At 70.2% G+C, this 20503-nt stretch carries 19 protein-coding genes and 1 tRNA gene; 1 reads left to right on the top strand and 19 read right to left on the bottom strand.

Translation table 11 applies throughout. The annotated features are described in order from the left end of the window. Window positions 1-68 precede the first annotated feature (68 nt). From prmC to ACIRQ9_RS36075, 12 genes are all read right to left on the bottom strand, one after another. On the bottom strand, window positions 69-908 hold the full coding sequence (gene prmC, locus ACIRQ9_RS36130) for a peptide chain release factor N(5)-glutamine methyltransferase (protein WP_404183570.1): 840 nt from the start codon (window positions 906-908) through the stop codon (window positions 69-71). Window positions 909-980: 72 nt separating this feature from the next. Continuing rightward, entirely contained in the window at window positions 981-2057 is a 1077-nt protein-coding gene (gene prfA / locus ACIRQ9_RS36125; RefSeq protein ID WP_351710484.1) for a peptide chain release factor 1, read from the bottom strand. A 108-nt stretch (window positions 2058-2165) separates the two neighbouring features. Further along, window positions 2166-2390: a 50S ribosomal protein L31 gene (rpmE, locus tag ACIRQ9_RS36120; RefSeq protein WP_190206740.1), complete on the bottom strand. Its 225-nt coding sequence runs from the start codon at window positions 2388-2390 to the stop codon at window positions 2166-2168. Window positions 2391-2659: 269 nt separating this feature from the next. Beyond that, window positions 2660-3796: an LCP family protein gene (locus ACIRQ9_RS36115; RefSeq protein WP_404183566.1), complete on the bottom strand. Its 1137-nt coding sequence runs from the start codon at window positions 3794-3796 to the stop codon at window positions 2660-2662. Between the two features lie 218 nt (window positions 3797-4014). Next, complete coding sequence (locus ACIRQ9_RS36110) at window positions 4015-5826, bottom strand: trypsin-like serine protease (RefSeq protein WP_404183563.1); 1812 nt, start codon at window positions 5824-5826, stop codon at window positions 4015-4017. A 136-nt stretch (window positions 5827-5962) separates the two neighbouring features. Further along, entirely contained in the window at window positions 5963-7978 is a 2016-nt protein-coding gene (gene rho / locus ACIRQ9_RS36105; protein ID WP_404183560.1) for a transcription termination factor Rho, read from the bottom strand. 404 nt (window positions 7979-8382) lie between these two features. Beyond that, window positions 8383-9312 carry a homoserine kinase gene (gene thrB, locus ACIRQ9_RS36100; RefSeq protein ID WP_404183557.1) on the bottom strand — a complete coding sequence of 310 codons (930 nt, stop codon included), beginning with the start codon at window positions 9310-9312 and terminating at the stop codon, window positions 8383-8385. A gap of 333 nt (window positions 9313-9645) precedes the next feature. Beyond that, window positions 9646-10704 carry a threonine synthase gene (thrC, locus tag ACIRQ9_RS36095; protein ID WP_404183555.1) on the bottom strand — a complete coding sequence of 353 codons (1059 nt, stop codon included), beginning with the start codon at window positions 10702-10704 and terminating at the stop codon, window positions 9646-9648. A 6-nt stretch (window positions 10705-10710) separates the two neighbouring features. Further along, window positions 10711-12003: a homoserine dehydrogenase gene (locus ACIRQ9_RS36090; protein ID WP_404183552.1), complete on the bottom strand. Its 1293-nt coding sequence runs from the start codon at window positions 12001-12003 to the stop codon at window positions 10711-10713. Window positions 12004-12149: 146 nt separating this feature from the next. Continuing rightward, window positions 12150-13541 (bottom strand): diaminopimelate decarboxylase, encoded by a 1392-nt coding sequence (gene lysA, locus ACIRQ9_RS36085; protein ID WP_404183549.1) that lies wholly within the window; start codon window positions 13539-13541, stop codon window positions 12150-12152. A gap of 16 nt (window positions 13542-13557) precedes the next feature. Continuing rightward, window positions 13558-14544: an ArgS-related anticodon-binding protein NrtL gene (gene nrtL, locus ACIRQ9_RS36080; RefSeq protein WP_404183546.1), complete on the bottom strand. Its 987-nt coding sequence runs from the start codon at window positions 14542-14544 to the stop codon at window positions 13558-13560. Between the two features lie 357 nt (window positions 14545-14901). Further along, window positions 14902-15468: a response regulator gene (locus ACIRQ9_RS36075; RefSeq protein ID WP_404183543.1), complete on the bottom strand. Its 567-nt coding sequence runs from the start codon at window positions 15466-15468 to the stop codon at window positions 14902-14904. 98 nt (window positions 15469-15566) lie between these two features. On the opposite strand from ACIRQ9_RS36075, the gene ACIRQ9_RS36070 reads away from it, so the two are divergent. Continuing rightward, window positions 15567-15638, top strand: a tRNA-Arg gene (locus ACIRQ9_RS36070). A 174-nt stretch (window positions 15639-15812) separates the two neighbouring features. Here ACIRQ9_RS36070 and ACIRQ9_RS36065 read toward each other — a convergent pair. The 7 genes from ACIRQ9_RS36065 to ACIRQ9_RS36035 all read right to left on the bottom strand — a co-directional run bounded on the left by ACIRQ9_RS36065 (window position 15813) and on the right by ACIRQ9_RS36035 (window position 20444). Further along, window positions 15813-16175, bottom strand: coding sequence for a DUF6083 domain-containing protein (locus tag ACIRQ9_RS36065; RefSeq protein ID WP_404183654.1), 363 nt, complete (start codon window positions 16173-16175; stop codon window positions 15813-15815). 216 nt (window positions 16176-16391) lie between these two features. After that, window positions 16392-17765, bottom strand: coding sequence for a tyrosine-type recombinase/integrase (locus ACIRQ9_RS36060; RefSeq protein WP_404183540.1), 1374 nt, complete (start codon window positions 17763-17765; stop codon window positions 16392-16394). Continuing rightward, entirely contained in the window at window positions 17762-17932 is a 171-nt protein-coding gene (locus ACIRQ9_RS36055; RefSeq protein WP_366358679.1) for a helix-turn-helix domain-containing protein, read from the bottom strand. The genes ACIRQ9_RS36060 and ACIRQ9_RS36055 overlap by 4 nt, the downstream gene beginning before the upstream one ends. A 16-nt stretch (window positions 17933-17948) precedes the next feature. Beyond that, window positions 17949-19358 carry a replication initiator protein RepSA gene (repSA, locus tag ACIRQ9_RS36050; RefSeq protein WP_404183537.1) on the bottom strand — a complete coding sequence of 470 codons (1410 nt, stop codon included), beginning with the start codon at window positions 19356-19358 and terminating at the stop codon, window positions 17949-17951. Next, window positions 19355-20047 carry a DNA methylase gene (locus ACIRQ9_RS36045; RefSeq protein WP_404183534.1) on the bottom strand — a complete coding sequence of 231 codons (693 nt, stop codon included), beginning with the start codon at window positions 20045-20047 and terminating at the stop codon, window positions 19355-19357. Before ACIRQ9_RS36045 ends, repSA begins: the two co-directional genes overlap by 4 nt. Then, entirely contained in the window at window positions 20044-20256 is a 213-nt protein-coding gene (locus tag ACIRQ9_RS36040; RefSeq protein ID WP_404183531.1) for a hypothetical protein, read from the bottom strand. The genes ACIRQ9_RS36045 and ACIRQ9_RS36040 overlap by 4 nt, the downstream gene beginning before the upstream one ends. Before the next feature lie 5 nt (window positions 20257-20261). Continuing rightward, a complete protein-coding gene (locus tag ACIRQ9_RS36035) occupies window positions 20262-20444 on the bottom strand; it encodes a hypothetical protein (protein ID WP_404183528.1) in 183 nt (60 codons plus the stop codon). Between the last annotated feature and the right edge of the window lie 59 nt (window positions 20445-20503).

The following is a 20503-nucleotide window of genomic DNA, read 5'->3' as shown; positions in this document are numbered from 1 at the left end:
CTCCTCGTACACGAAGTACACATGCTTCCGGGACTCCCGGGGCTTCCGGGAGGGGGTCTGGCGGGTGCTCACGGCAGCGCCTTGCGGGCGGTCGCGAAGCGGGGGCGGTTGTTGAGGTCCGGGTGGTCGGCCGCGTCGGCCCAGCCCCGCTCCTCGGTGAAGATCCACGGCACCTGGCCGCCCTGGGTGTCGGCGTGCTCGATGACGACGACACCGCCGGGGCGCAGCAGCCGGTGCGCGGTGCGTTCGATGCCGCGGATGAGGTCGAGGCCGTCCTCGCCGGAGAACAGGGCCAGCTCCGGGTCGTAGTCGCGGGCCTCGGGAGCGACGTACTCCCACTCGGTGAGCGGGATGTACGGCGGGTTGGAGATGACCAGGTCGACGTGGCCGTCGAGGTCGTGGAAGGCGTCCAGGGCATCCCCCTGGCGCAGGTCGACCCTGGAGCCCGCCACGTTCTTGCGGGTCCACTGGAGCGCTTCCTCGGACAGCTCCACGGCGTGCACGCGCGAGCGCGGGACCTCCTGGGCGAGGGCGAGCGCGATGGCGCCGGAGCCGGTGCACAGGTCGACGATGCACGGCTCGACGACGTCCATGGCGCGCACGGCGTCTATGGCCCAGCCGACCACGGACTCGGTCTCCGGGCGGGGCACGAAGACGCCCGGCCCCACCTGGAGTTCGAGGTAGCGGAAGTAGGCACGCCCGGTGATGTGCTGGAGCGGCTCGCGCTGCTCGCGCCGGGCGATGACCTCCCAGTACCGGGCGTCGAAGTCCGAGTCCTTCACGGAGTGCAGCGCGCCCCGTTTCACGCCGTGCACGAACGCGGCGAGCTCCTCCGCGTCGTTGCGCGGCGAGGGCACGCCGGCATCGGCCAGCCGCTGGGTGGCCTGGGCCACCTCCGCGAGCAGCACGCTGCGGGGGCTTGGGGGTCGCCCCCCAAAATCTTGCTGCACGCTGGTCCTCCGTGTAGTGACTGGTACCTCTTACGCAGCGGCCAGCTTCGCGGCCGAGTCCGCGTCGACGCAGGCCTGGATCACCGCGTCGAGCTCGCCGTCCAGGACCTGGTCCAAGTTGTACGCCTTGAAGCCGACCCGGTGGTCCGAGATGCGATTCTCCGGGAAGTTGTACGTGCGGATCTTCTCGGAGCGGTCGACGGTGCGGACCTGGCTGCGGCGGGCGTCGGCGGCTTCCTTCTCCGCCTCCTCCTGCGCCGCGGCGAGCAGCCTGGAGCGCAGGATACGCAAGGCCTGCTCCTTGTTCTGCAGCTGGCTCTTCTCGTTCTGGCAGGAGGCGACGACTCCGGTGGGCAGGTGCGTGATGCGCACCGCGGAGTCGGTGGTGTTGACCGACTGGCCGCCGGGTCCCGAGGACCGGTAGACGTCGATCCGCAGGTCGTTCGGGTTGATCTCGACGTCGACCTCCTCGGCCTCGGGGGTCACGAGGACGCCCGCCGCCGAGGTGTGGATGCGGCCCTGCGACTCGGTGGCCGGCACCCGCTGCACGCGGTGCACGCCGCCCTCGTACTTCAGCCGCGCCCAGACGCCCTGGCCGGGCTCGGTCGCGCCGTTGCCGCCCTTGGTCTTCACGGCGACCTGGACGTCCTTGTAGCCGCCCAGCTCGGACTCGGTGGAGTCGATGATCTCGGTCTTCCAGCCGACGCGCTCGGCGTACCGCAGGTACATCCGCAGCAGGTCGCCGGCGAACAGCGCGGACTCGTCGCCGCCCGCGCCGGCCTTGATCTCCAGGATCACGTCCTTGTCGTCGGACGGGTCCCGGGGCACCAGCAGCAGCCGCAGCTTCTCGGTCAGCTCGTCGCGCTGCTTGTCCAGCTCCTTGACCTCGGCGGCGAAGTCCGGGTCGTCGGCGGCCAGTTCACGAGCGGTCTCGATGTCGTCGCCGGTCTGCTTCCAGGAGCGGTACGTGCCGACGATCGGGGTGAGTTCGGCGTAGCGCTTGTTCAGCTTGCGCGCGTTCGCCTGGTCGGCGTGGACCGACGGGTCGGCGAGCTTCTTCTCCAGGTCGGCGTGCTCGACGACGAGTTCCTCGACGGCCTCGAACATTTTGGGGCTCCTGATACTGCGGGCGGAAGGGAAGGCGGGCGACCAAAAACGCCGGTCCCGGGCGCGCCCCCGAAGGGACGCGGCCGTGGACCGGCGAAATGGGGCTCGCTACTTCTTGGAGCCGGCGGCAGCCTTGCCGAAGCGGGCCTCGAAGCGGGCCACACGGCCACCGGTGTCGAGGATCTTCTGCTTGCCCGTGTAGAACGGGTGGCACTCGGAGCAGACCTCAGCCCGGATGGTGCCGGACTGGATGGTGCTGCGGGTGGTGAACGACGCGCCACAGGTGCAGCTGACCTGCGTCTCGACGTACTCGGGGTGGATCTCGCGCTTCAAGGTGTCTCCTAGATTTCGGGAGGGCACCGGGTCGCCGCCGCGGGCTGCGGAGCGTGAACCGGGGCCGACGTACCAGTCTGCCAGGGCTGGCCGTATCTCCCAAAACCGGGGGGCTTGGATCTTTATTCCGGGGCGGCGAGCGGGGGCGCGCCCGAGGGGCGGGGACGGCTTCGTCGTACGCGAGTGCGGGCGGGTGGGGGCGGGTGGGGGCGGGTGGCGCAGTTCCCCGCGCCCCTGTCGCGGACGCCGGCGGCGGCGCCCTTTCACCCTCACGACGACGTCACGACCCCCTTCGCCTGGCCCGTCGCCGTGCCCTTCGTCGCGCTCGCCGGGATCGGCCGGTCCTTCTTCAGGGCCGTCCAGACCTGCTTGGCCTTCGCCTTGGCCACGATCACCCGGTTCGGGTCCGACGGGTCGTACTCGACCGGCATCGTGACCATGTGCATGCTCTTGGAGTCGATGGCCTTGAGGCCGTTCGCGAAGTCGACCAGGGAGTTGACCGAGCCCAGGTCGGAGTCGGTGGTGACCGTCTTCGTCGCGGTGTCCGCCAGGTCGAACAGCTTCTTGGGGCTGGTGAAGACGCCCACCTGCCTGACCTGCTCGATCAGCGCCTTCACGAAGGCCTGCTGGAGCTGGATGCGGCCCAGGTCGGAGCCGTCGCCGACGCCGTGCCGGGTGCGGACCAGGCCGAGCGCCTGCTCGCCGTCGAGGGAGTGCTTGCCGGCCTTGAGGTCGAGGTGGCTCTGCGGGTCGTCGATAGCCTTGGTCGTCGTGACCTCGACCCCGCCCAGTTCGTCGACGAGCTTCTGGAAGCCCGAGAAGTCGACCTCCAGGTAGTGGTCCATACGGACACCGGTCATGGCCTCGACGGTCCTGACCGCGCAGGTCGCGCCGCCGGTGGAGTACGCGGAGTTGAACATCACGCCGGTGGCGGCGGAGTGCCTGGTGCCCTGCGCGTCCTTGCAGGCGGGGCGGTCGATCAGGGTGTCCCGCGGGATGGAGACCACACTGGCCCGGTGATGGCCCTTGTACACGTGGACGATCATCGCGGTGTCGGACCGGGCGCTGCCGTCGTCGGTGCCGCCGCCGAGCTTCTTGTTGCCGCCGGAGCGCGTGTCCGAGCCGAGGACCAGGATGTTCTCGGAGCCGTTGTCGGTCTTGGCGGGCCGGTCGGCGCCCAGCGCCTGGTTGATGTCGACGCTCTTGATGTTGCCGTTGAGCTTGACGTACAGGTAGCCGAGGCCGGTGCCGCCGAGCACGAGGACGCCGGCCGCCGTCCAGGCCGTGACGAGCAGCGCCCTGCGCCTTCGTCCCGGAGGCTGGCGGCGGCGCCCCTTGCCGCTGCGGCCGGGGTCCTTCGGGCCGGTCCCGGGTATGCCGGGTTCCGGTGTGCTCTCGGCGGACATGTGCTCCTCTGCTCTCCTACGACCGTTCGCGTACCCCCTGCTGTCAGGGTCAGGCCCGGCGTACCGGAGACATCGGTACCTACCGGACCATCGTCGCTCCGCCTGGTCAGACGGCGAAACTCGGGACAGGGTTGCACAACGCAGCGTGCCCACCGCGTGGGGCGATGGGCACGCTGTGTAGTCGAGCACGGTGAGCGAACCCTCGCTCACCAGGCGTTTCAGCCGAAGATGTCGTACTGCTGGAATCCGGTGCCGAGCGACTTCCTTGTGCCGAAGATCTCACTGGTCGCCTTGCCGGTACCCGGGTAGAGGTACAGCGTGCCGGAGGTCGTGCGGGCGACCAGGTCGGCCCTGCCGTCGCCGGTCATGTCGCCGACCGCGGCGAGGGTGTTGAAGCCGGTCCAGCCGGAACGGACCTTCACCCGGGCCGAGAAGAGGCCGGTGCCGGACTTGCCGGTGCCCTTGTACAGGTAGAGGTCGCCGCCGCTGCTCCTGCGGGCCAGCAGGTCGGCCTTGCCGTCGCCGTTGAAGTCGCCGACGCCGCGCAGCTGGTTGTACTGGCTCCAGCCGCCGCCGATGCGGACACGGGAGCCGAAGGTGCCGTTGCCCTTGCCCGGGTACAGCCACAGGACGCCGGAGGAGTCCTCGGAGAGCACGTCGGGAAGGTAGTCACCGGTCAGGTCACCGGGGATGACGATGGCCTTGCGGGTCCTCCAGTCGGTGAAGAGCTTCGTCGTCACCCACGAGCCGCCGGTCTGCGCACTGTTCAGGGCGAAGTGGTACCAGTAGACGTCACCGCTGGAGGCGATCCGATAGACGAAGTCCTGGAAACCGTCACGGTTGAGGTCGGCCTGCAGGACGACGTTGACGCCGGTCCAGTCGCCCGCGGACTGACGGGCGGCGAGCGTGCTGCCCTTGGAGTCCAGCTCGTAGCCGACGCGGGTCGACGACTTGCGGGCGAACAGGTCCGCCTTGCCGTCGGTGTAGCTCAGGTTGGAGTCGGCGATCTGCGCGTAGGCGGCACCGACGTAGGTGCTGGCCTTCGTGAAGACGGGGTAGGCGCCCTTGGCGACACAGTCCTCGACGCCCCAGGAGACGACGCCGACGATGCGGCCGCCGAAGACCAGCGGGCCGCCGGAGTCGCCGTTGCAGGTGGTGGTCGTGCCGGTGTCGGAGCCGGTGGCGGCCTTGCCGGCGCAGACCATGTGGCCCTTGACGAAGTCGGTGCTGCCGTAGGCGGCGGTGCAGGTGGTGTCGGACTGGACGGGCAGCGTGGCCGTCTTCAGCGTCGCGGAGATGTCGTCCGTGGTGGAGGTGGTGCGGCCCCAGCCGTAGACCTTGGCGCTGTTGTTGGTCTTGTAGGAGGTCGTGTCGGTGTTGGTCGTCATCCGGATCGGCGTGGCCTTGACCGGGGCGGCCAGGGTGAGCACGGCGATGTCGTTGTTGGGAGCGCCGTGGGCCGACACGGTGTACGACGGGTGGTTCCACTGGCGAAGGACACCCGTTACGGTGCCGCCGTGCAGGTTGGCGGTGCCGTCGGCGTTGGCGGTGGGCAGCGACGCGGTGCCGGTGACGACCGCGGAGTCGGTGGTGCTCCACTTGAAGCCCTTGACGCAGTGCGCGGCCGTGAGGATCTTCGTCGGCGAGATGACCGAGCCGCCGCAGAAGAAGCCGACGTCGTCACCGGTTCCGGCGGTGCCCTTGTCGTCGTAGTACCAGAGCTGGGCCATCCACGGCGCCGAGGCGATGGTGGCCGTACCGCCACCGATGATCTTCGGCGTCACGGCCGAACCGCCCGCGGTGGCGGTGTGCTTCTTCGTGGTGTTGGCGCGGGCGGTGATCGCACGGGCGATCCGCTTGTTCAGGGCCGCCTTGGACGGCGCGCTGACGGCCGGTCCCCCCGTGACCGCCGGCCCCGTGTCCGCGCTGGCGGAGGTCGAGATCAGGGCCGCGACCGCGGCCGCCGCGACGGGCAGTGCGAACCGTATCCGGCGTCTGTGCCGACCGCTCCCGGACGTGGGTGTACCCACTTAAGTCCCCCCTCGGGATCAGGAATTCGACATTCGATCAATTGACCGAAGGGCGAGATCCTACACCGGCCCGGACAACGCCAGAAGCCGTCCCCCAGCGGGGGACGGCTTCCGTTTATGGAGATCTGCGAAGGCGTCAGTCGCCGTTGCCCGGCGTCGGGGTCGTCTTCTGGATCTGCATCAGGAACTCGCCGTTCGACTTCGTCTGCTTCATCTTGTCGAGCAGCAGCTCGATCGCCTGCTGCTGGTCGAGCGCGTGCAGCACCCGGCGCAGCTTCCAGACGACCGCCAGCTCCTCGTTGCCGAGCAGGATCTCTTCCTTGCGCGTGCCGGACGCGTCGACGTCCACCGCCGGGAAGATGCGCTTGTCGGCGAGCTTCCGGTCGAGCTTGAGCTCCATGTTGCCGGTGCCCTTGAACTCCTCGAAGATCACCTCGTCCATGCGGGACCCGGTGTCCACCAGGGCGGTGGCGAGGATCGTGAGCGAGCCGCCGTCCTCGATGTTGCGGGCCGCACCGAAGAAGCGCTTCGGCGGGTACAGGGCCGTCGAGTCGACACCACCGGACAGGATGCGGCCGGAGGCCGGGGCGGCGAGGTTGTACGCACGGCCCAGACGCGTGATCGAGTCGAGCAGCACGACGACGTCGTGACCCAGCTCCACCAGGCGCTTGGCGCGCTCGACGGCGAGCTCGGCGACCGTGGTGTGGTCCTCGGCGGGGCGGTCGAAGGTCGAGGAGATGACCTCGCCCTTGACCGACCGCTGCATGTCGGTGACCTCTTCCGGACGCTCGTCGACCAGGACGACCATCAGGTGGCACTCGGGGTTGTTGTGCGTGATCGCGTTGGCGATCGCTTGCATGATCATGGTCTTGCCGGTCTTCGGCGGGGCCACGATCAGACCGCGCTGGCCCTTGCCGATCGGCGACACGAGGTCGATGATCCGCGTGGTCAGCACGCCCGGGTCGGTCTCCAGACGGAGCCTGTCCTGGGGGTACAGCGGCGTCAGCTTGTTGAACTCCGGGCGGCCGCGGCCGTGTTCGGGAGCCATGCCGTTGACGGAGTCGAGGCGGACCAGCGCGTTGAACTTCTCGCGGCGCTCGCCCTCCTTCGGCTGGCGGACCGCACCGGTGACGTGGTCGCCCTTGCGCAGGCCGTTCTTGCGGACCTGGGCGAGGGAGACGTACACGTCGTTCGGACCCGGCAGGTAGCCGGAGGTCCGGATGAACGCGTAGTTGTCGAGGATGTCCAGGATGCCCGCGACCGGGATCAGGACGTCGTCGTCGGCCACCTGCGGCTCGGCGCCGCCCATCTCGTCACGGCCGCGACGGCCACGGCGGTCACGGTAGCGGCCGCGGCGGCCACGGCGGCCGCCGTCGAAGTCGTCGTCGTCCTGCGGACCGGTGTTGCGGTCCTGACGGCCGCCGCCCTGCTGCTGCGGCTGCTGCTGCCGGTCGCGGTCCTGACGGTCCCGGCCGCCGCCCTGGCCGGCGCCCTGCTGGTCGTCGCCCTTGCCGCGCCGGTCACGGTCACGGCCGCGGTCACGGCGGTCCCGGCGGCCACGGCCCTCGCCGTCGGCGTCGCCCTGCGGCTGCGCGGCGGAGGTCTCGCTCTTCGCCTCGCCCTTCGCCTCGGCGACGACGGTCTCGGCACCGCTCGCGGTGGGGCTGCCGGCCTCCGCGGTGGCACGGCGACGGCGGCGCTCGGCCGGCGCGTCGTCCGCGCCGCGCTCGGCGTCGCCGGTGCGGCCGGCGGGCTGGCCGGGGATCTCGATCTGCTGCTGGGCCACGGCCTGCTCGGCCGGGGCCGCGGCCTGCTCCGCCTTCTTCTCGGCGCCCTCGTCACCCGTACGGGCCTTGGAGGTCGTCCGACGCTTCGGCTTGGTCTCGGCAGCGCCCTCGGCGGCCTTGGGGGCGCCGCCACCGGCCTGCGCCTCCTTGATGACCTCGATCAGCTGGCTCTTGCGCATCCGCGCCGTGCCCCTGATGCCGAGGCCGGATGCGACCTGCTGAAGCTCGGCCAGCACCATGCCGTCGAGGCCGGTACCGCGGCGCCGCCGGGAGCCGGCACCGGCGGCAGGCGCGGAGGCGTCCGTGGCGGGCGCGGCAGCGGTCTCCTCGACACGTGCGCCCATCAGATCGGTGGTGTCGCTCACGAAGGGTCCTTCCCTGGAGCGGACGTCGGCCTGTCTGGCTCGGCGACCGGTTGTGCTGTCCGGCTGCGGTCCTTGCTGTGTGGACCGTGCCGGGGCGGTGGTCCGCCAAAGCGGCGGAGAGAATTTCTGATGACGGCGCTTCCTCAGCCGTGGCACCCGGTGTCACGAGGCCTGGTAGCACCAATTCCGGAGCGTGCCCAGCGGCCCGCCCAGTGTCCGCGTACGACGTACTGCCCAGGTACGGCATTCGAGACGCTGAGTGGCTTGGGAGACTCCCGGAAGAATGTCTGTCCCGGACGGGGACACGAAGCACCTCGCCATGGTGAGGTCGGGTGCAGACTTGAGGTTAACACTACCGGATCCAACAAACATTCCCCCTCTCCAAATCCGGCAATCGTGCGTGGTCACATGTCACTGGCGGGTGCGAGCGGCAGCACGCTCGCGCCCTGGACGTCGAGGTTCAGCCGGTTGGCGGCCCAGTCCGCGCCCGCGAGCGCCTCGACCTTGTCGGCGCTCGCCGCGTCGACCAGTGCCATGACGGTGGGGCCGGCGCCGGAGATCACGGCCGGGATCCCGTCGGCGCGCAGCCGCTCCACCAGGGCCGCGCTCTCCGGCATGGCCGGGGCGCGGTAATCCTGGTGCAGCCGGTCCTCGGTGGCGGGCAGCAGCAGCTCGGGGCGCCTGGTGAGGGCCTCGACGAGCAGGGCGGCACGGCCCGCGTTGGCGGCGGCGTCGACGTGCGGCACGGTGCGCGGGAGCAGTCCGCGCGCGGTCTCGGTGAGAACCGGTTTCCCGGGCACGAAAACCACCGGAACGATGGAATCGGCGGGCTCCATCCTGATCGCCCGGGCGGCGCCGGACTCCATCCAGGAGAGCGTGAAGCCGCCCAGCAGACAGGCCGCGACGTTGTCGGGGTGGCCCTCGATCTCGGTGGCGAGTTCGAGGAGCGCGGCGTCGTCGAGACGGGCCTCTCCGCCTATGGTCACGGCTCGCGCGGCGACGATGCCCGCGCAGATGGCGGCGGAGGAGGAGCCCAGGCCGCGGCCGTGCGGAATGCGGTTGGCGCACACGATCTCCAGGCCGCGGGGCTGTCCGCCCAGCAGGTCGAAGGCGGTGCGCAGGGAGCGTACGAGCAGGTGGCTCTCGTCACGCGGCAGCGTCTCGCTGCCCTCACCCGCGATGTCGATGTGCAGCCCGGAGTCGGCCACCCGGACGACGACGTCGTCGTAGAGCCCCAGCGCGAGGCCCAGGGCGTCGAAGCCCGGACCGAGGTTGGCGCTGGTGGCGGGGGTGCGCACCCGGACGGCGGCGGCGCGGAACGCTGGACCGGCCATCGCTCGATGACTCTCCTTGAGCTGCGTGATGGTCGAATGACACTCGATAGGTACCGGAGGGAACCTAGGGCCGCGCTGAGGCGGCACGGCACCGCGCCATATGCGCGGGCATATGCAGCGGGCGGTTTCGGTACAGCCTATCGAAGGAAGGTTCTGTGGCGACATAGGGCGCACAGGAGGCGCACGATGCGTGTCGTAAGCCCCTCGTGCCCCCTCCCTAGGGACTCCCCCGTCGAGGGCGCCTCGGTCCGTTCACCGGTCGCCCGGCGAGGGTGGGGCCGGTGGTGCCCGAGTGCCGCTCGTGCGGTCCTCGGGCACCGCTCCAGCGATTCTCTAGGCGAGCCCGAGGCGTTCGGCGGCGGCGGTCGCGTCGACGGGGACGGTGACCGGCTGCGGGGCGCCGGCGACGGCCCAGTCGGGGTCCTTCAGGCCGTTGCCGGTGACCGTGCAGACGATGCGCTGGCCCGGGTCCACCTTGCCCTGCTCGGCGGCCTTGAGCAGGCCGGCCACGGAGGCGGCCGAGGCGGGCTCCACGAAGACACCCTCCTGCGCGGCCAACAGCCGGTAGGCGCGCAGGATCTCACGGTCCGTCACCTCGTCGATGAACCCCTCGGACTCGTCCCGGGCCGCGAGCGCGAACTGCCAGGAGGCGGGGTTGCCGATCCGGATCGCGGTGGCGATGGTCGAGGGGTCCTTGACGATCTCGCCGCGGACGATCGGGGCGCTGCCGGAGGCCTGGAAACCCCACATCCGCGGGGTCCGGGCGGAGACACCGTCGGCGGCGTACTCCTTGTACCCCTTCCAGTACGCGGTGATGTTGCCCGCGTTGCCGACCGGCAGGACGTGGATGTCGGGCGCGTCGCCGAGCATGTCGACGATCTCGAAGGCGGCCGTCTTCTGCCCCTCGATGCGCACCGGGTTCACCGAATTGACCAGCGCCACCGGGTAGTTCTCGCTCAGCTCGCGGGCGAGGGTGAGGCAGTCGTCGAAGTTGCCGTCGACCTGGAGGATCTTCGCGCCGTGCACGAGGGCCTGGCCCATCTTGCCGAGCGCGATCTTGCCCTGCGGGACGAGCACGGCCGAGACCATGCCGGCACGCACGGCGTAGGCGGCCGCGGAGGCGGAGGTGTTGCCGGTGGAGGCGCAGATGACCGCCTGCGCGCCCTCCTCCTTGGCCTTGCTGATCGCCATGGTCATGCCGCGGTCCTTGAAGGACCCGGTCGGGTTCGCGCCCTCGACCTTCAGGTGGACCTCGCACCCCGTGCGCTCGGAGAGCACCTGCGCGGGCACGAGAGGCGTGCCGCCCTCGCGGAGCGTCACGACCGGCGTGGTGTCGGAGACGGGCAGCCGGTCCCGGTACTCCTCGATGATTCCGCGCCACTGGTGGGTCATTGCTGGTTACTCTCCTTCAACCCGCATGATGCTGGCGACACCCCGCACGGTGTCGAGCTTGCGCAGCGCCTCGACGGTCCCGGACAGGGAGGCGTCGGAGGCCCGGTGGGTGACGACGACGAGGGAGGCCTCGCCGTCCTTGCCGGTCTGGCGAACCGTATCGATGGAAACCCCGTGCTCGGAGAACACGGTGGCGACCTGGGCGAGAACACCCGGTTTGTCGGCGACGTCGAGGCTGATGTGGTAGCGCGTGACGACATCGCCCATCGGCGACACGGGCAGGGCGGCGTACGCGGACTCGCCGGGCCCCGTCGCCCCGCTGAGCCGGTTGCGGCAGACGGCGACCAGGTCGCCGAGGACCGCGGAGGCGGTCGGGGCGCCGCCGGCGCCGGGACCGTAGAACATCAGCTGGCCGGCCGCGTCCGACTCCACGAACACCGCGTTGTAGGCGCCGCGCACGGACGCGAGCGGATGGGTCAGCGGGATCATCGCGGGATGCACGCGGGCCGTCACCGAGCCGCCGTCCCGGGCCCGCTCGCAGATGGCGAGCAGCTTGATGGTGCAGCCCATGTTCTTGGCGGAGGCGAAGTCGGAGGCGGTGACCTCGCTCATGCCCTCGCGGTAGACGTCGTCCAGGCGCACCCGCGAGTGGAAGGCGATGCCGGCCAGGATGGCGGCCTTGGCGGCCGCGTCGAAACCCTCGACGTCGGCGGTGGGGTCGGCTTCCGCGTACCCGAGGGCGGTGGCCTCGTCGAGGGCCTCCTGGTAGCCGGCGCCCGTCGTGTCCATCTTGTCGAGGATGAAGTTGGTCGTGCCGTTGACGATCCCCAGCACCCGGTTGACCTTGTCGCCGGCGAGGGACTCGCGCAGCGGCCGGATCAGCGGGATGGCACCGGCGACGGCGGCCTCGTAGTAGAGGTCCTTGCCGTTCTGCTCGGCGACCGCGTGCAGGGCGGCGCCGTCCTGGGCGAGCAGCGCCTTGTTGGCGGAGACCACCGAGGCGCCGTGCTCGAAGGCGGCGGTGATGAGGGCGCGGGCGGGCTCGATTCCCCCGATGACCTCGACGACGACGTCGATGTCGCCCCGCTTGACCAGAGCGGTCGCGTCCGTGGTGACCAGCGCCGGGTCGATGCCCTCGCGCACCTTGGAGGGCCGCCGTACGGCGACACCCGCCAGCTCGACAGGGGCGCCGATGCGCTGGGCGAGATCGTCGGCGTGCGTCGTCATGATGCGCGCCACCTCTGAGCCGACAACCCCACAGCCCAGCAGCGCCACCTTCAGCGGACGCGTACGCATCATCCGACCTCGTTTCCTCATACCGTCTACGGTGGGACCAGTCTCACTCACCGGACGGTAGTTTCTACCCTTCGTCCGGATCGTGAGACATCTATTTCAGTCTGCGGCGGTACCGGACAGGAGATCTTCCGCCGGTCCCGCGGGCCGCGTCAGCCGACGTCGAGACGCAGCAGGTCCTCCTCCGTCTCACGGCGGACGATGACCCGGGACTCGCCGTCGCGCACCACGACGACCGGCGGCCGCGGCACGTGGTTGTAGTTGCTCGCCATGGACCGGCAGTAGGCGCCGGTGGCCGGTACGGCGATCAGGTCACCGGGCGCCAGGTCGCCCGGCAGGAACGCGTCCTTGACGACGATGTCCCCGCTCTCGCAGTGCTTGCCCACGACCCGCGCGAGCATCGGCTCGGCGTCGCTCGTCCGGGACACCAGTGCGACGCTGTACTCGGCGTCGTACAGCGCGGTGCGGATGTTGTCGGACATCCCGCCGTCGACGGAGACGTACGTGCGCAGCCCGTCCAGGGGCTTGACGGTGCCCACCTCGTAGAGCGTGAACGCGGTCGGACCGACGATGGCCCGCCCCGGCTCGACGGAGATGCGGGGGGTGCGCAGCCTGGCGGCCTCGCACTCGCGCGTCACGATCTCGGTCAGCGCCTTGGCGATCTCGTGCGGCTCCCGCGGATCGTCGTCACTCGTGTACGCGATGCCGAGCCCGCCGCCCAGGTCGATCTCGGGCAGCTCGACGCCGTGCTCGTCGCGGATGTCCTTCAGCAGCCCCACGACCCGGTGCGCGGCGACCTCGAAGCCGGACATGTCGAAGATCTGCGACCCGATGTGCGAGTGGATCCCGATGACGTCGAGCCCGTCGAGCTGCAGCGCCCGTCGCACCGCCTCCGCGGCCTGCCCGCCGGCCAGCGGGATGCCGAACTTCTGGTCCTCGTGGGCGGTGGCGATGAACTCGTGCGTGTGGGCCTCGACGCCGACGGTGACGCGGATCTGCACGCGCTGCCGCTTGCCGTGGGACTGGGCGATGTGGGCGACCCGCACGATCTCCTGGAACGAGTCGAGCACGATCCGCCCGACACCGGCCTCGACGGCCCGCTCGATCTCCCGCGTCGACTTGTTGTTGCCGTGGAAGGCGATCCGGTCGGCGGGCATCCCGCCGGACAGGGCCGTGGCCAGCTCGCCGCCGGAGCACACGTCGAGGTTGAGCCCCTCCTCGTGCAGCCAGCGCACGACGGCCCGGGACAGGAAGGCCTTGCCGGCGTAGAAGACGTCGGCGTCCGGCCCGAAGGCGGCGCGCCAGGCGCGTGCCCGGGCACGGAAGTCGTCCTCGTCGAGGACGTAGGCGGGGGTGCCGATCTGCTCGGCGAGGGTCTTCACGTCGACACCGCCGACGGTGACGACCCCGTCGGCGTCCCGCCCGACGGTCTGGGCCCACACCTTGGGGTCGAGCGAGTTCAGGTCGGCGGGCGGAGCGGCGTAGTGCCCCTCGGGCAGGACGTCGGCGTGACGGGGCCCGGCGGGGTGCGCGGAACGGCTCATTGCTCTCAGGGCTCTCTCAGAGGTGATCGGGTGCGTCGATGCCGAGCAGGGACAGGCCGCCGGCCAGCACCGTCCCGGTGGCTTCGGCGAGGGCGAGCCGGGCACGGTGGGCGACCGAGGGTTTCTCGTCGCCGCGGGGCAGCACGGTCGGCAGGAACGGCAGGGCGGCATCGGCGACGGTGACGAGATGCCGGGCGAGCCGGTCGGGGGCGCGGTGGGTGGCCGCGGCGGTGAGGATGCGCGGGTAGTCGGCGAGGGCGGTGACGAGGGCACCGGAGGCGCCGGACGCGCCGGGCACGTCACCCGGTTCGGCGCCGAAGCCGAGCCGTCCGGCACCGCGGCCGACCGCCCGGGTCCGGGCGTGGGCGTAGCGCACCCGGAAGAGCGGGTTGCTCTCGCGCTGCACCAGGTGGTCGGCGGTGATCCTCGGCCGGTCGTGGGCGGCGGGGTGCAGCAGGGCCCACTGCGCGGCGTCGGGCCCGAGCGGGGCCGGGTCCTCGGGCGCGGGCACGGGCCGCAGGCTGACCGGCTCGCCGTGCCCGACCTCGCCGCGGCCGCCCTGGGTCGCGACGATCCGTACGACGGCGTCGGCGACGACCTCGGCCCGCACGTCGTACGGCACCCGCAGCGCGACCACCTGCCCGGCGAGGGCGTCGCCGTGGCCGTAGCCGGAGCCGAGGGCCCGGATCTCGGCGACCAGGGTCGCGGTGGGGGACGCGGCGGGGCTGAGGCTGATGTTGAGGAACCCGGGCCCGGTGACGACCACGTCCGCGACGCCGTCGGCGGCCACGAGCCGCGGCGCGAGGATCTCGGCGACCCGCAGCGGGGACTGCCCGGCCGGGCGGGCCAGCTGCAACGCGATGGTGGTGGCGTAGTCCCCGCACCCGCCGGGCCCCGGCACGGTCACCACGGCCCGCTCCGGCACCCGCACGCTCAGCTCCCCCTCGTCGACGGCACGCCGAACCGCGCCCAGCACGGTACGGGAGAGCTCGACGGGGGTCACGGGACAAGCCTAGGGGAGGAGGGGGCGGGGCGGTCGAGCCGGTTTGCGGGGGTGTCCGGGATGTGGACGGGGGCCGAGCCGGTGGTGGGGTGGGCGTGGGTTCGGCGGGGCCAGCTTGGTGGGGCCCGAGGGCTGACCGGGGGCCAGACCAGGGTTGGTTTCTTCGGTCCGGGCCCATGGAGGACGGCCCCGCCTCCAGCCCAGGGAGACCGCCTCAAGCCAAGGGGCGGATCGCCTCGGACCCCGGGGTTCCCCGAGGTTGCTTCTGGGGAACCCAGGACTTGGAACCCGGAGCCCCGGGATCGATTCACCTCGGGCTCACGACGGCTGACGGCTGACGGCTAAATCAGTGCGGACTCACGGACTCACGGGCTGATGCGGCGGGCGAACGGAACCCCCATCCGCTCGCTCCCCCGGTCCCCCGACGTCCCCGCTCCCCCCGCCGTCTCCCCCGTGCTCTCGCCCCTCAGCCTCCGAGCCCGACTGGGCCGGCCGCCGGAGCTCCATCAACTCCCGTACGAGTCGCACGAGTTCGGAGGGCTCGAAGGGCTTGGCGAGGAAGGCGTCGACACCGACGTCGAGCCCGCTCTCGACCTCGGTTTGGGTACAAGCGCTGACGATGGCGAGCGGAAGGTCGTGGGTGCGAGGGTCGGCCCGGAGGAGAGCGGCGGTCCGCAGACCGTCGAGACGGGGCATGACGACGTCGAGGGTGATCACGTCGGGCTGCACCTGATGAACGACATCCAGACACTCGGCACCATCGGCCGCGGTCACGACCTCGAGACCCTCCAGTTCGAGATTGACCCTGATCAGCTGGCGGATGACCTTGTTGTCGTCCACAACAAGCACCCGACCCGACGCCCCTGGCACAACTCGAGAGTAGGTCCGGACCGGCCACCGCGTCCGGGTTTTCCCGACTTCCACCCGACGAGGGCGCCCACCCCGGCAAACCCGTTCCTGATCACCCCGACCGAGCTGGTAGTGTTCTACCCGTCGCCGCGAGCAACAGCTCAACGCCAGACGCCCCCGTAGCTCAGGGGATAGAGCAACGGCCTCCGGAGCCGTGTGCGCAGGTTCGAATCCTGCCGGGGGCACCCCTTATGAGGTGCCCAAAGACCCCGTCACCAGCGGAAACGCTGAGGCCGGGGTCTTCTTGCATGTGCAGGCGCGTGCGGCGCTGAGCAGCACTATGACGGCCTCTGTGGACTATTTGTGGACAGGATCTTGGAGCATCGCCCCAGGTCAGCCCACCGATTCAGCCAAGCCCATTATCCGGCGTCCGGCCACTCCTCGGGAGGGCGGGCCGGCTCGGGCTCGTTCAACCGCTCGGCTTGCCGCGCGTTCTCCCCTCGCAGACTCGTCAGCCACGGCCACAGGTCCGGCAGGGTTTGTTCGGGACAGGCAAGTCGATGCTCGATGCGGCACCGCTGGAACGGCTCGGCAGGACAGACGCCGTACACCGCCACTCGCCCGTCAGACGTTTCGATCCACCGGTATTCCGCCGGCACTAGGTGGGCGAGCGGAGCCATGTCGGGCTCCAACAGCACCCAGTCATGTTCGATCGTCGCCACGCGTTCCTGTGGCAGACCGCAGTACGGGCATATCAGCCGTGACTCGCCCAGCCTGCGCATCGACTTCTTGGAAGCCCCCATATAGCGAGGGTCGGCACTCTGTCCGACCGCGCGTAGAGGGTGAATCGGACGGGACTCCTGGGGCGCCCAGGCATCAGCGAGAGGGAAAGTGACGCGAAAGGTGCATCCAGCAACCGGCGGCTTAACAAGTGCGGCCGGTACATGACGAAGCCCCCAACCCGTAAAGGCTGGAGGCTGTTCGCCGAGCGATCCAATTCACTCGTACTCACTCAGGAGCTCTTCAATCTTCCGGTTGGCGATCTCCTGCCGCCCGTCGATGCACTTCGCGTAGCGGCCGAGCAGGACCTCAACGCTGTTTCCTGCCCGCTGGGCCACCTCTGTCGGATCCACACCGGAGTTGAGCCAGGTGGATAAGGCCGAGTGCCGGAGGTCATACGGCCGAGCAGCGAGTGGTGATTCGACCGCGGCCGGCGGAAAGGCCAGCGTCCGAGCCTCCTGCCAAACGCGGTAGTACGTCGACGAGCCGACCACTCCCCCACGCTCGTTCGTGAACAACCGCCCGTCCTCAGCAGTGCCGAAGGTGTCGAGATGCTGCTTGAGAATGACGACGAGCTGAGGCGGAATCGGAACGAGCCGGACCTCCTCGGCAGGACGATTCTTGAGACCCCGGTCGTCGTGAGTCTCGCCCGAGTCCGTCCATTGCTTTCCGGCACTGGGCCGCGTCCGGTTCAAGAGCGCCGTACCCCAGCCGCGTTCGGGCAGCTTCAGGTCCGCCTCACTGAGCGCCACCGCCTCAGCCGGCCGGAAGGCTCCGTAGTACATGCAGGCGAACAGGCCGACGAGTCGGCGACCGCGGGCCCGACCGTATCCGCCGACGTACGACACGGCCGTCAGCAGAGCACGTGCCTGCACGGGGTTGGCGACCACGCGCGGGTCGACCTCTCCGGCGACCTTCGGCTTCTTCCACCGGATCCGGGCCACCGGGTTCTCTTTGAACTCCCCGAGGTCCACTGCGTAGTGCAGAGCATTGACCAGTGTTCGTCGCTTACGCCGGACGGTCTCCGCGGCTGCAGCGGTTCCGTCGAGCTTCAGCCTCAGCGAGTCCAGGACCGCCCTTGCGAGGGCGGGATCACTGAGGTCTGCCAGAGGTCGCGAAGCTTTCGAGACCCAGCTGAGGGTGTTCGCGACGTCATCGGGCAACTCGCGCTCACCAGGCCCGGGAAGGACGAACGCCCAGTTACGGAGCGTCTTCCTGATCAGCTCTTCAGGCGGCTGGCCCGGCCGGTCGTCCAAAAGAGCCATGGTCACCGCCGTCAGGGACTCGTTGATCCCACTGCGCGTGTTGGGAGCAGCGTGGGGCCACTTCATTGCGAGGTACCTCAGCGCAAAGGCGTACCAGCTCATCGAAGCTGCCTTTTCGACCATCGAGTCAGGCAACCCGCTGGCGGTGTCGAACCCCTCACCACCATGCGTGGCCTGAAGCAGCTTGGATCGGAAGTGATCCGCGAGCGCTTTGGTCCGAAATTGTTCTGAGAAAACGTTCCCCGCGACGATCCACCGAATGTCATAGGACGACTTCTTCGTGTTCCGCTTACGAACGCCCCACACCTTCACGTCGAGAGACTTCACGCTGCTGCCTCCAGTTGCCGCAGCCACGTGGTGAAGTCGCTCCGCCATACCCTGAGCTCCCCGTTGGGCAGCTTGAACGCAGCTGGCCCATGTCCCAGCTCTCGCCAGCGGTAGAACGTCCGTCGAGACACTCCGCCAAGCTCGCTAAGGATCTGTGGGACGGTCATCAGCTCGTCTTTCACGTCAGGCTCCTTCCAGAGAGGCGAGCTCCTCGCGGGCGGTGTCGCGGCTGAGTTGAATGTCGCGGCGAATGTTGGCGGCGAGCCAGGATTCGCCGGGGGTATGGCCATGGCCGGCGTAGGTCCAGTGGGCGAGCGTGAGCGTGGTCGTCTCGGTGTCCTCGTCCGGGTCGGACAGGCCGAGGGAGCGGCGTTGCTGGGCTGCGCGGTAGTCGGCGCGGACCTGGCGCAGGGCGCCGAGGGTGGTGGAGTAGCGGCGGGACTTGGTGGAGAAGTGGCCGCGGAAGCCGAGCATGTGAGCCCAGTCCCGTAGCTTGCGGTCCGGGTAGAGCGCGTGCAGGTCGAGGCAGGCTTCGATCAGCCGGCGCGGGTGATCCGGGACGCCGAGCAGTACGAGCGCTTCCTTGTTGCCGACCCGGCGGTCGACGGTGCCGGTGGTCTCTGCTGCCTTGGTGGCGTACTTGGCGACGTAGGAGGCGACCGCAGCTTCGGTGATGTCCTCCCCTTCTCCGAAGGCGCGGATCGGGCGGACGTCGACCTGGGTGCCCCACTTCAGGGTGCGGGCGGGTTGGGTCAACGCCAGCTGGTCGGGGTCGGGCTGGTAGCGGGCGGGGTCGACGTCAACCTGTGCGCGGCCAGCGGCGGCGTGGATGGCGTCGGTGAGGAGATCCAGGGTGGCCCAGGCCGGGGGCGGACTGTCGGGTCCCTCCGGTCCGTCGAAGCGGATCACGGCGTGGAAATGGACGGCTCCGCGCTTCTGGTACTCGGCGACCTTGCCGAAGGCCACCCGCGACTGAGCGTGCGCCTCTTTCTGCGTGAGGCCAGCTCGCTTGGCGATCTCACGGCGCAGGTAGATCGTGAAGTACCGCCACAGGTCCGAGGCGTGGTTGTTCCACAGCACCGCGCCCGCGTAGTCGTACGTCTCGGGGTCGAGCGGGGTGCCGAGTTCGGGCGCATCCTCGCCGTGCCGGATGCCGCAACGGCAGGGCCGGTTACCGGGCCGGTTGTGGACCGGGCCGAACGAGGGTGCCGTCAGGGTGGCGAAGACCCGCGGGTGATCCCGGATCGTCTCGGGGGTGCCCTTGGCAGGATCGCCGACGAGTCCGGCGCGGATGAGGTGGTAGGTGTCGCCAGCGTAGGTCCAGGCGCAGGCGGGGCAGCGGGACGCGCGACGGTTGCCGCACGCGATCCGCAGCCGTCCGCCGGGCTCGTTGTCGGTGTCGTAGCGGTGCAGGATCTGGCCGGTGGTGCGGTCGCGGGTGACGGTGGAGCCTTGCAGGTGGATCGGGTCCGAGCAGCCGCCGGTACGGCGGATCTGGTCCTGGATGCGGTCGAAGCCGGGGGACCCGGCCAGCCTCAGCAGATCGGTGAGGCTGGCCGGGTCCAGGCCCGCCATGGTGGCGGTGTCGGTCACGCGAACACCTCCTGCCGTGCGGTCAGGAAGGCGTGGCCGATCCAGCGGGTGTAGGCGGGCGGGATCGCTTCGGTGAGTTCCTCGTGGACGTCGGTCCAGGTGATTCCCATCGCGGTCTGCATCTCGGCCACGGTGGCTTTGCCGCCGCCGTCGCCGTACGCGGCCACATACGGGCCGTCGCGGTAGACGCCGTGGCGCCAGCCCCGGACGTAGCCCCGGTGCCGCGGGTGAACCGGCCGGACGACGCTCCAGCGGCCGAGTTCGAAGTTGCGGTGGCGTAGCACGCCGAGCCCGAACATCTCCCCGCACAGGGTCAGGTCCTTGCGGATCTCCGCCTTCCCGTTGGGCTGCTCGATCACGTACGGCAGGCCGGAGGCGTCCAGGAGGGCGCGGGTGGGTGCCACGAGGTCTTCGTGGGCGCCGCCCCAGCCCTGGGACGCGTTGGTGCCCACGGTCAGGGCGGCTTTGGCCTGGCAGGGCGGGGAGGCATGGACGAAGGCGTACCGCTGGATCTCACCGGTGGTGATCAGGCGGCCGAGGTATGCGAGGGCGTCACCGCGGTGGTAGGAGAACGGGTAATTGGGACGGTCGGCGATGTCGCAGCCGTCCACCTTGAATCCGGCGTCCGCGTAGCCCTTTCCGGCACCGCCGGCGCAGGAGAACAGGTCCAGGACCCGACGCGTGGTCATGGGCGACCGCCTCGGTGGGCGGGGCCGTGGTTGTCGGTCCAGTCCTGAACGAGCGCCTTGACGTCGGTGTCGCCGTTGGCGTGGTCCTCGGCACCGCAGCCGCCGCACAGGTAGTCGCCCTGGGAGCTGGTGTACTTCGTGCCGCCACGGACGCGCAGGCCGGGGAAGTCCTCGGTCGGTCGCAGGTCGGCGGGGAGCTTGGGGCTCATCCCGGTCACCTCCCGACCCGGACGAGAGCGGGGGCGGGGGCGGTGGTGCCGGTGCCGTGGCAGGCCAGGCAGTCCACACGGAGGGTGGTGCGGGTGCCGTCCGGGTTGCGGGTGCCGGTGGTGATGGCGGCGCGGGCGAAGCCGTCGCAGTCGCGGCAGACGTGCAGGTTCGGGGTGTTCCGGGGCATGATGAGGCTTCCCTTTCGGGTCCGTTGGATCAGGAAGTGGGTTGAGGCGCCCGGAGCGG

Origin of the sequence: Streptomyces sp. NPDC101237 (assembly GCF_044767465.1) — a bacterium.
Taxonomy (GTDB): domain Bacteria; phylum Actinomycetota; class Actinomycetes; order Streptomycetales; family Streptomycetaceae; genus Streptomyces; species Streptomyces gramineus.
The sequence above is the reverse complement of the archived record's forward strand: the minus strand, read 5'-3'. Positions and strand labels throughout refer to the sequence as shown.

What these genes read in the sequence shown, in the direction of transcription:
- thrC (WP_404183555.1), bottom strand. Translation starts at nt 10,704, where the DNA reads ATGACCCACCAGTGGCGCGGAATCATCGAGGAGTACCGGGACCGGCTG.
- ACIRQ9_RS36055 (WP_366358679.1), bottom strand. Translation starts at nt 17,932, where the DNA reads ATGACCGTCCCACAGATCCTTAGCGAGCTTGGCGGAGTGTCTCGACGG.
- thrB (WP_404183557.1), bottom strand. Translation starts at nt 9,312, where the DNA reads ATGGCCGGTCCAGCGTTCCGCGCCGCCGCCGTCCGGGTGCGCACCCCC.
- ACIRQ9_RS36065 (WP_404183654.1), bottom strand. Translation starts at nt 16,175, where the DNA reads ATGCGCAGGCTGGGCGAGTCACGGCTGATATGCCCGTACTGCGGTCTG.
- ACIRQ9_RS36040 (WP_404183531.1), bottom strand. Translation starts at nt 20,256, where the DNA reads ATGAGCCCCAAGCTCCCCGCCGACCTGCGACCGACCGAGGACTTCCCC.
- prfA (WP_351710484.1), bottom strand. Translation starts at nt 2,057, where the DNA reads ATGTTCGAGGCCGTCGAGGAACTCGTCGTCGAGCACGCCGACCTGGAG.
- ACIRQ9_RS36115 (WP_404183566.1), bottom strand. Translation starts at nt 3,796, where the DNA reads ATGTCCGCCGAGAGCACACCGGAACCCGGCATACCCGGGACCGGCCCG.
- ACIRQ9_RS36035 (WP_404183528.1), bottom strand. Translation starts at nt 20,444, where the DNA reads ATGCCCCGGAACACCCCGAACCTGCACGTCTGCCGCGACTGCGACGGC.
- ACIRQ9_RS36090 (WP_404183552.1), bottom strand. Translation starts at nt 12,003, where the DNA reads ATGATGCGTACGCGTCCGCTGAAGGTGGCGCTGCTGGGCTGTGGGGTT.
- lysA (WP_404183549.1), bottom strand. Translation starts at nt 13,541, where the DNA reads ATGAGCCGTTCCGCGCACCCCGCCGGGCCCCGTCACGCCGACGTCCTG.
- ACIRQ9_RS36045 (WP_404183534.1), bottom strand. Translation starts at nt 20,047, where the DNA reads ATGACCACGCGTCGGGTCCTGGACCTGTTCTCCTGCGCCGGCGGTGCC.